This is a genomic window from Streptomyces canus 299MFChir4.1 (assembly GCF_000383615.1).
Lineage (GTDB): Bacteria > Actinomycetota > Actinomycetes > Streptomycetales > Streptomycetaceae > Streptomyces > Streptomyces canus_C.
This window is the reverse complement of the sequence record NZ_KB911643.1, coordinates 13723-28239: the sequence shown is the minus strand read 5'-3', so window position 1 is coordinate 28239 and position 14517 is coordinate 13723. Positions and strand designations below refer to the sequence as shown.

The 14517-nt window shown below is 71.3% G+C and carries 10 protein-coding genes; 4 read left to right on the top strand and 6 right to left on the bottom strand.

Features of this window, described 5'->3' with window-relative positions; translation table 11 throughout:
• Nucleotides 1-505: 505 nt before the first annotated feature.
• Nucleotides 506-1744, bottom strand: coding sequence for a L,D-transpeptidase (locus tag H293_RS0146375; RefSeq protein WP_199790286.1), 1239 nt, complete (start codon nucleotides 1742-1744; stop codon nucleotides 506-508).
• Nucleotides 1745-1906: 162 nt separating this feature from the next.
• On the bottom strand, nucleotides 1907-3139 hold the full coding sequence (locus tag H293_RS0146370; RefSeq protein WP_028808810.1) for a L,D-transpeptidase: 1233 nt from the start codon (nucleotides 3137-3139) through the stop codon (nucleotides 1907-1909).
• Between the two features lie 242 nt (nucleotides 3140-3381).
• On the opposite strand from H293_RS0146370, the gene glgX reads away from it, so the two are divergent.
• Together glgX and H293_RS0146360 are read left to right on the top strand one after the other, a co-directional pair.
• Nucleotides 3382-5628 (top strand): glycogen debranching protein GlgX, encoded by a 2247-nt coding sequence (glgX, locus tag H293_RS0146365; RefSeq protein ID WP_020124580.1) that lies wholly within the window; start codon nucleotides 3382-3384, stop codon nucleotides 5626-5628.
• A gap of 70 nt (nucleotides 5629-5698) precedes the next feature.
• Nucleotides 5699-7111, top strand: coding sequence for a sulfatase family protein (locus tag H293_RS0146360; protein ID WP_028808809.1), 1413 nt, complete (start codon nucleotides 5699-5701; stop codon nucleotides 7109-7111).
• On the opposite strand, the gene H293_RS0146355 is transcribed toward H293_RS0146360, so the two are convergent.
• The 4 genes from H293_RS0146355 to H293_RS0146340 are packed head-to-tail and all read right to left on the bottom strand — an operon-like array spanning nucleotide 7108 to nucleotide 10642.
• The gene (locus tag H293_RS0146355; protein WP_020124578.1) at nucleotides 7108-7746 is read right to left on the bottom strand and encodes a response regulator; all 639 of its coding nucleotides are present in this window, start codon (nucleotides 7744-7746) and stop codon (nucleotides 7108-7110) included. The genes H293_RS0146360 and H293_RS0146355 overlap by 4 nt on opposite strands.
• Nucleotides 7736-8980 carry a sensor histidine kinase gene (locus H293_RS0146350; RefSeq protein WP_020124577.1) on the bottom strand — a complete coding sequence of 415 codons (1245 nt, stop codon included), beginning with the start codon at nucleotides 8978-8980 and terminating at the stop codon, nucleotides 7736-7738. Before H293_RS0146350 ends, H293_RS0146355 begins: the two co-directional genes overlap by 11 nt.
• A 25-nt stretch (nucleotides 8981-9005) precedes the next feature.
• On the bottom strand, nucleotides 9006-9740 hold the full coding sequence (locus H293_RS0146345; protein WP_020124576.1) for an ABC transporter permease: 735 nt from the start codon (nucleotides 9738-9740) through the stop codon (nucleotides 9006-9008).
• On the bottom strand, nucleotides 9737-10642 hold the full coding sequence (locus H293_RS0146340) for an ABC transporter ATP-binding protein (RefSeq protein ID WP_020124575.1): 906 nt from the start codon (nucleotides 10640-10642) through the stop codon (nucleotides 9737-9739). Before H293_RS0146340 ends, H293_RS0146345 begins: the two co-directional genes overlap by 4 nt.
• 206 nt (nucleotides 10643-10848) lie before the next feature.
• Here H293_RS0146340 and H293_RS0146335 point away from each other — a divergent pair, with 206 nt between their 5' ends.
• Both H293_RS0146335 and H293_RS0146330 read left to right on the top strand, forming a co-directional pair.
• Nucleotides 10849-12645 (top strand): ABC transporter ATP-binding protein, encoded by a 1797-nt coding sequence (locus H293_RS0146335; protein ID WP_028808808.1) that lies wholly within the window; start codon nucleotides 10849-10851, stop codon nucleotides 12643-12645.
• Nucleotides 12642-14504: an ABC transporter ATP-binding protein gene (locus H293_RS0146330; RefSeq protein ID WP_020124573.1), complete on the top strand. Its 1863-nt coding sequence runs from the start codon at nucleotides 12642-12644 to the stop codon at nucleotides 14502-14504. The genes H293_RS0146335 and H293_RS0146330 overlap by 4 nt, the downstream gene beginning before the upstream one ends.
• The last annotated feature ends 13 nt before the right edge of the window (nucleotides 14505-14517 follow it).

Sequence of the window (14517 nt, the reverse complement as noted above, 5' to 3'; positions counted from 1 at the left end):
GTCGCCCACACCCAACCGAGGGCCCGGAGCTGCCCCCTGGCCGGACACCACACAGGAGCCAACCGGGACGCGGCGGGGAACGGTCGCCCACACCCGGCCGGGGCCCGAAGGTTGCCCCCGACCCCGACGCAGGCACCGGAGCTGACGGCACGTGGCGGGGAACGGTCCCCCACACCCGGCCGAGGGTCCTGGGCTGCGCCCTGACCGGACGCCACACAGGAACCAACCGAGCGCGACGGGGAACGGTCGCCCACCCGCCCGGCCAAGGACCCGCGGGCCGCCCCCCGGACCGACACCACACAGGAGCCGACCGGGACGCGGCGGGGAGCGCTCATCCACACCCGGCCGGGGGTCCGAGGGTTGCCCGCGAGCGGGACACAGCGCGTGGGCTGACGGGGCGTGGTGGGGTGCCGTGGCTCGTATTCGGCAGACCCGGCACCGCCACCGACGACAGCGGCCCCGGTGTCGTATCCCGTGACACCGGGGCCGCTGATCGCCGTAAGTACTACGCCTTCCACTTCTCCCACGACATGTTCCAGCCGTTGAGGCCGTTCTCCGGGGCGACCGTCGCGTCGTCGGAGTTCTTGACCACGACCACGTCGCCGATCATCGAGTGGTTGAAGAACCAGGCGGCCGGTACCCCGCTGTCGTAACCGCCCTTGACGTCGCGCAGGCCCACGCAGCCGTGGCTGGCGTTGTAGTTGCCGAAGGCGTCGCCACCCCAGTAGTTGCCGTGGATGAAGGTGCCGGAGTCGGTGAGGCGGGCGGCGTGCGGGACGTCCTTGATGTCGTACTCGCCGCCGTAGCCGACCGTCTCGCCGTTCATCCGGGTCACCGCGAGCTTCTCGCTGATGACCATCTGGCCGTTCCAGGTGTCGTAACCGGGCTTGCCGGTGGTGGCCTTGAGGGTCTTGATGGTCCTGCCGTCCTGGGTGATCTTCATCGTGTGCTTCTTGGCGTCCACGACGGAGACCTGGTTGCGGCCGATGGTGAAGGAGACCGTCTTGTTCTGCTTGCCGTAGACGCCGTCGCGGCCCTCGACCCCGTTCAGGTTGAGGTCGACGGTGACCTTGGTGCCTTCCTTCCAGTACTGCTCGGGCCGGAAGTCCAGGCGGTCGTTGCCGAACCAGTGGCTCTCGACGTCGACGGCCGGCGTGGTCTTGACCGTGATCGCCTTCTCGACGTCCTCGGGGCTGGTGATGCCCCGGGTGAAGCGGATGGAGAACGGCATTCCGACGCCGACCGTCGAGCCGTCCTCGGGCGTGAAGGTACCGATGAAGGTGTTCTTCGGAGTCAGGGTGGTGAAGCTGGAGTCCTCGGCGGCCGTACGGCCCTCGGCGTCCTTCGCTATCGCGTGCACCGAGTACTTGGTGCCGGAGGCGAGGTGGGTGGACGGCGTCCAGGAGGCGCCGTCGGCGGCTGTCTTCCCGGCTATCGCGTTGCCCTTGGCGTCCTTGACCTGGACCTCGGTCAACTTGCCCTTGGTCGCCCCGACCTTGAGGGCACCGCTGGTGTCGACGGACTTCGCCCCATCCTTCGGGCTGATGGAGACGACCGCCTCGGACTGCTTGGTCTCGGTGGCGGACGCGTCGCCCTTCTCCGCCTTGGCGTCACCGGAACCGGAATTTCCCCCGCCGCAGGCGGTGACGGCCAGCAGCAGAGCTCCGAGTATCAACGCCAGCAGTCCCCTGGCCCCGCGCCCTCGCGCGTCAACCGACGCCCCCGATATCGGTCGCACGTTCAAGTCTTTCTCCCCTCGAAGGACCTGGTCAGGCCCACTCCCCCGCACGTGATCCGCACGCGTTGGCGAATATTAACCGCAGACTTTTGAGCATCGTGTAAGTCCAAGGTCACCATTCCGTCCCAACTTCAACGGAGAGTTGGGCCAAGCCGCCCCCCTGTCGGGTTACTTCACCGCACTGCCCGCCTTCCACTCCTTCCAACCCATATTCCATCCCCCAAGGCCATTGTCGGGAGCGACCTTTTTGTCATCGCTGTGGACGACCTCGACGACGTCCCCGACGAGGCTGCGGTCGAAGAACCAGCCCGCGGGCGTGTCCGAGCTGCCGCCCTTCACGTCCCTGAGGCCCACACAGCCGTGGCTGACATTGACCCTGCCGGGGGCGGTGGGCGACCAGTAGTTGCCGTGCAGGAAGGTGCCGGAGTCGGTCAGCCGCAGGGCGTGCGGGACGTCCGGGATGTCGTACTCGCCGCCGAAGCCGACCGTGCGGCTGTTCATGCGGGTCACCTCGAGCATCTCGGTGACGACCATCTTGCCGTTGTAGGTGGTCGTCTTCGGGGCGCCGGCGGTGATCGGCACGGTGGCGAGCAGCGCGCCGTCCCGTCTGACCTGCATGGTGTGCGCGGCCGCGTCGACGAGGGAGACCTGGCTGCGGCCGACGGTGAAGGAGAAGGTCCGGTACTGGAGGCCGTAGACGCCGGGCGCGCCTTCCACGTCGCGGAGCCGGAGGGCGACGGTCACGCGGGTGCCCGGTGTCCAGTACTGCTCGGGGCGGAAGTCGAGGCGGCCCTTGCCGAACCAGTGCGGGCGGATCTCGACGGGCGGCTTCGCGGTGACGTGTACGGCGCGTTCGACGGCGGCGCGGTCCTGGATCTCCCGGTTGAACTCCAGGGAGACGATCATTCCGGTGCCGACGGTGGAGCGGTTCTCGGGGCTGACGTATCCGATGAACCGCTCCTCGGGGACGTAGGTGGTGAAGGTGGTGTGCCGGGCCGAGCGGCGGCCGTGGGCGTCGAGCGCGACCGCGTCGACCGTGTACTCGGCGGCCAGCGCCAGCTGTGCCTCGTCGGGTTCCCAGCGCAGGCCGTCGTCGGAGATGTGCCCGGGCACCGGGAAGTCCTGCGCGTCCTGGGACTTGACGACGGTGACCGACTCCAGGCGCCCGCCGGGCACCCGGACCCGGAGTTTCTCCTCGGGCGGCACGCCCTTGGTGCCGTCGTCGGGGGCGACCCGGATGACGTCCTCGGGCGCGGGAGGCTTCCCGAACCCGCCGACGCCCTCGATCCCGCCGCCTCCGTCCGCGGTACAGCCGGCGGCTCCGGCCAGCAGTCCTGCCCATGTCACTACGGCGGCCAGAACGGCCGCCACGCGCCGAGCGCGCCCATGTACGTGCGTCACGGCAACCCCAACGACCGGGCCCACCCAGGGGAAACGTGAGGTCGCCGGCCGCCGGCGCGTACACCTCTTTGGCGAGCTGACCTGGCAGATCCTCGGGCGCCCCGCCCAAGCAAGCGCAGTGAAACGTGAGTGCGAGGCAAGCGGTGGGCAGAACAGTGGGGAGAACGACGTGAGAGGGTGCCGCGGACGGGACGCCGTGCGCTCTTTTCCACCTCGCTCCACGAGCCGTGGGAGGCCGACCGGTGTCCAGCGCAGCCGAGCAGGAGGCGGTGACGGAAGCCGCCGAGGAGCGCCCCGCCGCGCTGGTGAACAGCGAGCGGCGGGCGGTACCGGCCGTGCCGGTGTGGCCCGGTGCGCCGACGCCCTTGGGCGCCCGGTTCCGGGTCGGCCCGGACGGGGTGGCGGGGACCAACTTCGCCCTGTGGGCGGGCGGTGCCGAAGCGGTCGAGCTGTGTCTGTTCGACGCGGACGGCAAGGAGACCCGGGCCCGGCTCACCGAACTCACGCACGAGATCTGGCACGGCTTCGTGCCCGGCGTCATGCCCGGTCAGCGCTACGGCTTCCGGGTGCACGGCCGCTGGGACCCGTGGACCGGCGGCCGCTGGAACCCGGCGAAGCTGCTCCTCGACCCGTACGCCCGCGCGGTCGACGGCGACTTCAGCCTGCCGCCCGAGGTGTACGGCCATGTCCGCGACTGGCCCCAGCAGCAGGTCGCGGACACCGTACGGGACGACCGCGACTCGGCACCGTACGTCCCGAAGGGCGTGGTCGTCCACGATGACGCCACCGACGACGAATGGATGGAGGACCGGAGGCCGAAGACGCCGTGGGCGGACTCGGTGATCTACGAGGTCCATGTGCGGGGGTTCACCGCACTGCACCCCGGCATCCCCGAGGAACTGCGCGGGACGTACGCCGGGCTGGCGCACCCCGCCGCGATCGAGCACCTCGTGAAGCTGGGTGTCACGGCCGTGGAGCTGCTCCCCGTCCACCAGTTCGCGCACGAGGACCATCTGCTGCGGCGCGGTCTCAAGAACTACTGGGGCTACAACTCCATCGGCTACTTCGCGCCGCACGCGACCTACGCCGCCTCCGGTACGACGGGCCGGCAGGTCGGCGAGTTCAAGCGCATGGTGCGCGCGCTGCACGCCGCCGGGATCGAGGTCATCCTCGACGTGGTCTACAACCACACGGCGGAGGCGGGCGAGCTGGGCCCCACGCTGTCCCTCAAGGGCATCGACAACCGCGGGTACTACAGGCTGCAGTCCGACGCCCGGCGCTACGCGGACTACACGGGCTGCGGCAACACCCTGCACGTGGTCCAGCCGCACGTCCTGCGGCTGATCACCGACTCCCTGCGCTACTGGGTGACGGAGATGGGCGTGGACGGCTTCCGCTTCGACCTGGCCGCCGCGCTGGCCCGTTCGATGCACGACGTCGACATGCTGTCGCCGTTTCTCGCGGTCATCGCCCAGGACCCGGTGCTCAGGCGGGTGAAGCTGATCGCCGAGCCCTGGGACGTGGGCTCCGGGGGCTATCAGGTGGGCGCCTTCCCGCCCCTGTGGACGGAGTGGAACGACCGCTATCGCAACGCCGTACGCGACTTCTGGCGGGGCGCCCTGCCGGACGTGCGGGACCTCGGCTACCGCCTCTCCGGCTCCAGCGACCTGTACGCGTGGGGCGGGCGGCGCCCGTACGCCTCGGTCAACTTCATCACCGCGCACGACGGTTTCACCCTGCGCGACCTGGTGTCGTACGAGAGGAAGCACAACGAGGCGAACGGCGAGGGCAACCGGGACGGCACGGACGACAACCGGGCGTGGAACTGCGGGACGGAGGGGGAGACCGACGACGAGCGCGTACGGGCCCTCAGGCGACGGCAGTTGCGGAACCTGCTCACCACGCTGCTGCTGTCGACGGGGGTGCCGATGCTGGTCGCGGGCGACGAACTGGGCCGCACCCAGCGCGGCAACAACAACGCCTACTGCCAGGACAACGAGATCAGCTGGGTGGACTGGGGGCTGCTGGAGGACCCCGGCTGGAAGGCCCTGTTCGACCTCACCGCCCGCCTGATCGACCTGCGTCACCGGCATCCGGTGCTCAGGCGCCGGGCGTTCTTCTCGGGGCGGGCGCACTCGGCGGACGGGCTGCGGGACCTGGCCTGGTTCACGGCCCGCGGCGCGGAGATGACCGAACGGGACTGGTACGCGCCGGCCGCCTCGCTCGGCATGTATCTGTCGGGGCGGGACATCCCCGGCCGGGACGAACGCGGCGCGCCGATCGTCGACGACAGCTTCCTCGCCGTCCTGCACGCCGGGGACCGGCCGACGAGCTTCCTGCTGCCGGGACCGCCGTGGGCGGAGCGGTACGAGGTGGTCGTCGACACGTCGAGGGAGGAACAGGGCGAGGCGCCGGGGGTGGTGCACCGGGCCGGGGCGTCGATCACGGTGCCGGCGCGGGCGGTGCTGCTGCTGCGGGTGGCGGGGTGAGATTGCAGTCCCGTGAACAGCGCAGGTGATCGCTGGCCAGGGCGCCGATCGGCTGACCAGACTCGCTCGCATGCCCGAGATCTCCCGCCGTGCCTTCGGTGGTCTCGTCGGCGGCGGTGCCGTGACCGCCGTCGCCGCCACGACGACCGCCGCCGAAGCCGCTCAAGCTCCCGCCGAACGTCCCTTCAGGGCCCGGGCCAAGGGCTCCTCCGGCAGACGCCCCAACCTCCTGGTCATCCTCGGCGACGACCTCGGCTGGGCCGACCTGTCCTCGTACGGCGCCCCGCACATCAAAACGCCGAACCTGGACCGGCTGGCCCGGCAGGGCGTGCGGTTCACCGACGCGTACTCGGGGTCCGCGACCTGCTCGCCGACCCGGTTCAGCCTGTACACCGGGCGGTATCCGGGCCGTACGAAGGGCGGCCTCGCCGAGCCGGTCGCCAACCGGACGCAGGGGCTCGACCCGAACCACCCGACCCTCGCCTCGCTGCTGAGGAAGGCCGGCTACTCCACCGCCCTCATCGGCAAGTGGCACTGCGGCTGGCTGCCCGACTACAGCCCCACCAAGTCCGGCTGGGACGAGTTCTTCGGCAACCACGGGGGCGTGCTTGAGTACTTCTCCAAGCTCGGCCAGCTCGGTGACCACGACCTCTACGAGGGCGACGCCGAGTACCAGGACCTGCGCTACTACACGACCGTCCTCACCGAGCGGGCCGTGGAGTACGTGAGCCGCGACCACGACAGGCCGTGGCTGCTCAACCTCAACTTCACCACCCCGCACTGGCCGTGGCTGGCGGAGGGCGACGAGGAGACCGGCGCGGAGATCGCCGAGAAGATCCGTAACGCGAAGAGCCAGGCGGAGGTCTCGGCCGCGCTCAACCACTACGACGGCGGTTCGGTCGCCAAGTACACGCAGATGGTGCAGAGCCTGGACGCGGCCGTCGGCGAGGTGCTCGCGGCCCTGCGCCGCTCCGGGCAGGAGGAGCACACGCTGGTGTACTTCGCCAGCGACAACGGCGGCGAGCGCTGGTCGTACCTGTGGCCGCTCAGCGGCGAGAAGTTCGTGCTCCAGGAGGGCGGCATCCGCGTCCCGACGGTCGTGCGCTGGCCGCACCGGATCGACGGCGGCCAGGTGAGCCACGAGCCGAACTTCTCCCCCGACTGGACGGCGACCTTCCTGGAGGCGGCCGGTGCGCGACCCGATCCGGCCTACCCGCTGGACGGCACGAGCCTGGCCGGGTACCTGCTGCGGGGCGAACGGCTGCCGGAGCGGGACCTGTTCTGGCGGGTGCGGGCCAACCGGGCTCTGCGGCGCGGGAAGTGGAAGTACTACCAGGACGCGGCCGGCAAGGACCACCTCTACGACCTCGGCGCCGACCTGCGCGAACAGGCCGACCTGGCGCCCGACGAGCCGGACCTGCTCGCCGAGCTGAAGGCATCCTGGGAGCGGACCGCCGCCGGACTGCTGCCGTATCCCGGCTAGCCGAGGATCCCGCGCTCGTACGCCGTCGCGACGGCCGCCGCGCGGTCCTTGACACCCAACTTGGCGTACAGGTGGGTGAGATGGGTCTTCACGGTCGCCTCACTGATGAACAGCTCGCGGGCGATCTCGCGGTTGGACGTGCCCTTGGCGACCAGGGCCAGCACCTCGCGCTCGCGGGCGGAGAGGGTCTCGTTGCCGGGAGCCCCGGGAGTGCGGACCGCGGAGACCAGGCGGGAGGCGACGGCCGGGGAGAGGACGGTGCGGCCCTCCGCCGCGGCCCGCACGGCGGTGAACAGCTCGTCGCGCGGGGCGTCCTTGAGGAGGTAGCCGGTGGCTCCCGCCTCGATGGCGGGCAGCGTGTCGGAGTCGGTGTCGTACGTCGTCAGGACGAGGACTTTCGCCCGGGCCCGGGCGCGGGTCAGCTCCCGGATGGCGTCCACCCCGCCGCCGCCCGGCATCCGCAGGTCCATCAGGATCACGTCGGGGTCGAGAGCGGCGGCCCGCTCGACGGCCTCGACGCCGTTGGACGCCTCGCCGAGGACGGCGAATCCGGGCGCGGACGCGAACATGCCGCGCAGACCGTCCCGTACGACGGGATGGTCGTCGACGATCAGCACCGAGATGTCACTGGTCATGGCGGACCAACGGTACGCGAGCCGACAGCGCGGTGCCGTGGCCCGGTTCGGACTCGACGGTCAGGGAGCCCGCGATGCGTTCGGCGCGGGCCCGCATGCCGTCGAGCCCGAAGCCGCCGGCGCGGGTGCGGGGCGGGAGGGCGAGGGGGTCGAAGCCGACGCCGTCGTCGCGGATGTCGAGGATGACCTCCTCGTCCAGGAAGGTCACGGTGACGCCGAGGCGGCCCGCCCGGGCGTGCCGGGAGGCGTTGGAGAGGGCTTCCTGGGCGATGCGCAGGAGAGTGGCCGCGATCTCGTCGTGGAGTTGCTGGGCGATGCCGGTGACCGTGAACTCGGCGCGCACGCCGGTGCGTTCGCCCCAGTCGGTGACCGTCTGCTTCAGGGCTTCGGGAAGTCCGGCGTCGTCCAGGGCGACCGGGGCCAGGTTGTGCACCGAGCGGCGGGCCTCGCCCAGGCTGTGGCGGGCGAGGCCCATGGCCCGGTGGACGTGCTCACGGGCCTGGTTCTCGTCGGGTGTGTTCACGACGACCTGGAGCTGGGCGATGATGCCGGTCAGGCCCTGGGCGAGGGTGTCGTGGATCTCGGCGGCGAGCCGCCGTCGCTCGTCGGCGACGCCCGCTTCCCTTGCCTGGACGAGGAGTTGGGCGTGAAGGGCGGCGTTCTCGTCGAGCGCCTGCTGGAGGGCCTCGATGGTCGAGGCGCGGTCCCGGGAGCGCTGCTCCTCCTGCTCGGTGATGTGGGCGACGAACGCCTGGAGGGCGTAGTTCACGACCATGAGCCCGGCGAAACCGAGCCACTGGCCCGTGGTCCGCACCGGCAGCCCGCCGACCTGCGCGCCCGCCACGATGACCACGCTCGCGAATAGTCCGAGGCGACGCCACCTGCCCGGGATCAGCTCGTCGGCGTCCATGTAGCCGGCGGCGGCGTAGAACGCGAAGAACGGGTTGATCCAGGTGAGGACGAAGGCGATCGCCCAGCGGATCGCGTAGTACGCCGTCCCGGCCCGGGAGGGGCTGCGGCCGCGGTGGGCGCGGTGGTGCCGGGTGCCGTGCCACCACACCTGGAGCACGAGCGCGGCGCCGACCAGGGCCCCGGCGGTGTACCACTCGGCGGGGCCGTCCATCAGGTCCGCGGAGGCGACCGCGAGGACGGCGCCGACACCGAGCAGCGCGAGCGGCCCCCAGATGTGCAGCTGTTCCAGGCGCCGGTCGATCTGCGAGTCCGCCGCGGTCATCTCCCCAGTCTGCACGGTGTACCGCCTACTCCCACCGGAACCAGCGCGAGGCGGCGGCCGTGAGCAGCACCGTCCAGGCGACGAGGACGCCCAGGTGGGTCCAGCCCGGCCAGTCGCCGGACGCGGCCCGGTTGAGGGCCTCGGCGGCCGCGCCGAACGGTGTGTACCCGACGATCCGGGCGAGGACGTCCGGCATGGTCTGCACCGGCGCCCACACCCCCGCGCAGAACATCGCCGGGAAGAACACGGCGGACCCGATGGCGCCGGCGATCTTCGTGGTCCGGGACAGCGCGCAGACCACCGCGCCGAGCGCGAGGGCGGCCGGCACGGCCAGGACCAGCGCGAGGAGGTAGCCGAGGGGCTGTTCGGGCAGTCGTACGGCGAAGGCGAACCGGCCGACGAGGAGGGCGAGCAGCGCGGACGTCAGGGCGGCGCCGCCGTAGACGGTCATCTGCGCGGTGAGCAGGGCGGTGGGGCGGACCGGGGTGGTGGACATGCGGCGCAGGATGCCGCGTTCGCGGTGGCCGGTGAGGGTCTGCGGCATGGACTGGAGGCCGCTGACGATCATGCCGAGCAGCACGGCCACGGGGACGTAGACGTCGATGGTCCGCAGGCCGCCGAGGTCGGAGTCGTGGTTCCGGAAGGACGGGATCGAGCCGAGGATCACCAGGAGCAGGGTCGGGAACAGCAGGATCCAGAACAGGGCGCCGGGTTCGCGGCGGAAGAGGCGGACCTCGGTCCGCAGTACGGCGGTGTTCATGCCGAGGCCTCCTGGGTCAGGTCGAGGAACGCGTCGTCGAGGGTGGCGTCGACGACACGGAGCTGGTGGGCGGTGACATGGCGGCGGGCGAGCAGGGTGATCACGGCGTTCACGGTCTCGTCGGTGCCGGACAGGGTGAGGCGGCCTTCCCGGTCCTCGATGGAGGCGAGAGCGGGCAGCGCGTTCAGCTCGTGCGCGTCGAGCGGGGCGGACGGCGTGAAGCTGATGACGGTGGCCCCCGCCGAGCGCTGGATGAGCGCGGCCGGGGTGTCCAGGGCGGCGATCCGGCCCTTGTCGATGACGGCGATCCGGTCGCAGAGCCGCTGCGCCTCCTCCATGAAGTGGGTGACGAGCAGGACGGTGACGCCGCCCGCGCGGACGTCCTCGATGAGCTCCCAGGTGTCGCGGCGGGCGCGCGGATCGAGGCCGGTGGTGAGCTCGTCCAGGACGACGACCCGGGGGTTGCCGACGAGGGCGAGCGCGATGAACAGGCGCTGTTTCTGGCCGCCCGAGAGCTTGCCGAACCGGGTGGTGAGCTTCTGGGTGAGCCCGAGGCGCTCGGCGAGCGGCCGCCAGTCAAGGGGCCGCTCGTAGAACGTCGAGTAGAGCTCCAGCGCCTCGCGGACGGTGAGCTTGGCCTGGAGTTCGCTCTCCTGGAGCTGGGCGCCGAGGACCCGGGCCACGCGCGCGTGGTCGGCGACGGGGTCGAGGCCGGTGACCCGGACCCGGCCCGCGTCCGGGACCCGCAGCCCCTCGACGCACTCGACGGTGGTGGTCTTGCCGGCGCCGTTGGGGCCGAGGATTCCGAAGATCTCGCCCTCCTCGACGGCGAAGGAGACACCGTCGACGACGGGTCGGCCGCCGTAGGACTTGCGCAGTTCGCTGACTTCGATGACGGACATGGCATCAGCGTCCCGGTCCGGGCCCCGCCGCCACATCGCCCGTCCCGCTCGACCCGGCATCAGCCGATCGGTGGATGCGGCGGTACGACCCCCTCGGCTCCTCCTGTACGGCCCCTCGAACATGCAGGTCGTAGGTCCAGCGGCCGATGCGGGTACGGCCAAAACTCGGTGGGCGTTGTCAGTGCCGATCCGTAGGCTCGCAGCTGATGTCCACGACACGTGCAACCACCAAGAACCGATCGGCCGTGAGGACCCTGCTGCGCCTGTGGCCGTATGTCCGGCCGGCCCGCGCGCGGCTGTTCACGGCCGCGTTCGTGGCGGTCCTCGCCTCCTGCACGGGGCTGGTGATCCCGCTCGTCCTGAAGTGGATGGTGGACGGGCCGGTCGCCGACGGGGACACGGCGGGCGTATGGCTCGGGGCGCTGTACCTGCTGCTGCTCGGGTTCGCGGAGGCACTGCTGTTCGGGCTGCGGCGGTGGCTGGTCGCGCGGCCGCTCTCCCATGTCGAGGCGGAGATGCGGGCGGGCCTGTACCGGCACCTCCAGCGGCTCCCGGTGGCCTTCCACGACCGCTGGGCGTCCGGCCAGCTGCTGTCCCGGGCCACCACGGACCTCATGCTGCTGCGCATGTTCCTCGCCTTCCCGCTGACCTTCCTGCTGGTCAACAGCGTGACGATCCTCGTCGGCGTGATCATCATGCTGCTCCAGGACTGGACCCTCGGCCTGGTGATCCTCGGCCCCGCGATCCCCGTCGTCGTCACCTGTGTGATCTTCGAGAAGCGGTACGCCGGTGTGGCCCGCCTCGCCCAGGACCAGGTCGGCGACCTCACGACGGTCGTCGAGGAGAGCGTGCTCGGCATCCGCATCATCAAGGGGTTCGGGCGGCACCGGTCGCAGGCGCGGGCGTTCCGGGAACTCTCGGGCACCCTGCGCGGCACGGAACTGCACAAGGCCCGCCTCCTGGCCACGATCTGGGGCGTCATCGTGACGTTGCCGGAGGTGGCGATCGGAGCGGCGCTGGTGTTGGGCTGTGTGCAGGTGGCGGACGGGGAGTTGTCGGCAGGGACGCTGGTGGCGTTTCTCTCCACCGCGCTGGCACTGAGGTGGCCGGTGGACTCGATCGGCTTCCTGCTGGCGATGAGCCAGGAGGCGGCGACGGCGACGGAGCGCTATTTCGAGGCGATGGACGAAGTACCGGAACAGGAAACCCACACGAGGGGTGCGGGGACCGGCGCGACCGTCCCCCACCGGCCCGCGGACGGCCTCCAGTTCCACAGCGTCCGGTTCCGCTATCCCGACGCCCCCGAGGACTCCCCGCCCGTCCTCGACCTGATCGACCTCCACATCCGCCCGGGCGAGTCCATGGCCCTCGTCGGCGCCACCGGCAGCGGCAAGACGACCCTCACCGCGCTCGTCCCCCGCCTCCACGAGATCACCTCCGGCCGCATCACCCTGGACGGCGCGGACATCACCGCCATGTCCAGGGAAGAGCTGCGCTCCAAGGTCGCCATGGCCTTCGAGGACCCCACCCTCTTCTCCGCGAGCGTCGGCGAGAACGTCCTGATGGGCGTGGACGAACGCGAACTGGACCGCGCCCTGTCCGTGGCCCAGGCCGACTTCGTGCACGCCCTCCCCCACGGCACCGCGACCCAGGTCGGCGAACAGGGCCTCAGCCTCTCCGGCGGCCAGCGCCAGCGCCTGGCCCTCGCCCGAGCCGTCGTGGGCAGACCGAGGTTCCTCGTCCTGGATGACCCGCTGTCCGCCCTGGACGTCCACACGGAGGCCGCGGTGGAGGCGGCCCTGCGCGAGGTACTGGCGGACACCACCGCCCTGATCGTCGCCCACCGCCCCTCCACCGTGCAGCTCGCCGACCGGGTCGCCCTGCTGTCGGACGGCCGCATCACCGCCGTGGGCACCCATCACGAACTCCTGCGCACGAACGCCGAGTACGCCCATCTGATGTCCGGGTCCGGGGATTCCGGAGAAGGGGAGGACACCCGATGACGGCCCCCACGACGTCCGCGCCCACCGCGGACCAGGAGCCCGGCCCGCCCGGGCCGAAGGACACCGACGACGCCTTCGACCACGACCGCCTGCCCGCTCCCCCGGGCGCCACCGCCCTCCTGCTGCGCTCGCTGCTCGCGCCCATGAAGGCGCGGGTCACCGTGACGACCCTTCTGCTGCTGCTCCAGCAGGCGGCCGTGCAGGCGGGTCCGCTGCTGGTGGCGTACGCCATCGACCGCGCGGTGCCCGCGTTCCGGGACCACGACAACGGCCCGCTGATCGCGGTCGGCGCCGGCTATCTGCTGTGCGCGCTGGCCTCCGGCGGGCTCCAGTACGCGTTCATCCTGGCCTCCGCTCGCGTCAACCAGGATGTGCTGCTCGACCTGCGCGGCCGGATCTTCCGGCACGCCCAGGCGCTGAGCATCGACTTCCACGAGCGCTACACCTCGGGCCGGCTGATCTCCCGTTCGACGACGGACGTGGAGTCGCTGCGCGAGCTGCTCAGCGAGGGTCTTCAGGAACTCGTCACCGTCATCCTGTCCTTCCTCTACATCTCCGCCCTGCTGCTCTGGCTGGACCTCGGCCTCGGCGCGGTCGCGGTGGCGTCGTTCGTGCCCCTGTACCTGCTCGTGCGGGTCTACCGGCAGCGCGCGGGCCGGGTCTACCAGAAGCGGTCGACCGCGATCGCCGCCGTGATCGTGAAGTTCGTGGAGACGATGAACGGCATCCGGCCGGTGCGCGCGTTCCGCCGCGAGGCCGCCAACGACGCCGACTTCGCCGTGCTGAACAAGCGGCACGAGCGGGTCAACGGCGACGCGCTCCTCGAAATGGCCCGCTATGTCGTCGGGTCCCGGCTGGTCGCCAACGTGGCCGTCGCGGGGATCGTGCTGTGGGGCGCCTACCGGGTGGCGCAGGACTCGCTTGAGCTGGGTGTGCTGGCCGCCGCGGTGCTGTATCTGCGACGGCTGTACGACCCGATCGACCGGCTCGGGATGTTCCTGAACTCCTACCAGTCGGCGGCGGCCTCCCTGGAGAAGATCGCGGGTCTGCTCGCCCAGACCCCGACCGTGCCCGAGCCGTCGACGCCCAGGCAGCTCCCGGCACTCGAGTCCTCGGACCGTCCCGGCCGTGAGGTCGTCTTCGAGGGTGTCTCGTTCGGCTACCGCACCGGCGGCGAGGTGCTCCCCCGTTTCGACCTCACCCTGCCCGCCGGGCAGACGGTCGCGGTGGTCGGCTCGACCGGCGCCGGGAAGTCGACCCTGGCGAAGCTGCTGGCCCGCTTCTACGACCCCTCGCACGGGCGGATCCTGCTGGACGGCGTCGACCTGCGCGAGCTCGCGATGCCCGAACTGCGGCGCGGGGTGGTCATGGTGACGCAGGAGGCGTTCCTGTTCTCCGGCACGGTCGCCGAGAACATCGCGATCGGCCGCCCGGACGCCGGCCGCGAGGAGATCGAGCGGGCCGCGAAGGCGATCGGGGCGCACGACTTCATCAGCGCGCTGCCCGACGGGTACGACACGGACGTACGCAAGCGGGGCGGCCGTATCTCGGCGGGGCAGCGCCAGCTCGTGGCGTTCGCGCGGGCGTTGCTCGCCGATCCGGCGGTGCTGATCCTGGACGAGGCGACCAGCTCGCTCGACGTCCCGGGCGAGCGGGCCGTGCAGCGCGCGATGGCGACGGTCCTGAGGGGCCGTACCGCCGTGGTGATCGCGCACCGGCTGTCGACCGTGGAGATCGCCGACCGGGTCCTGGTCATGGAGCACGGCAGAATCGTCGAGGACGGCACACCCGCGGGACTCGTCGCGGGCACGGGCCGGTTCGCGGATCTGCACCGGGCGTGGCGGGACAGTCTGGCGTGAGCCGCCGCATGTA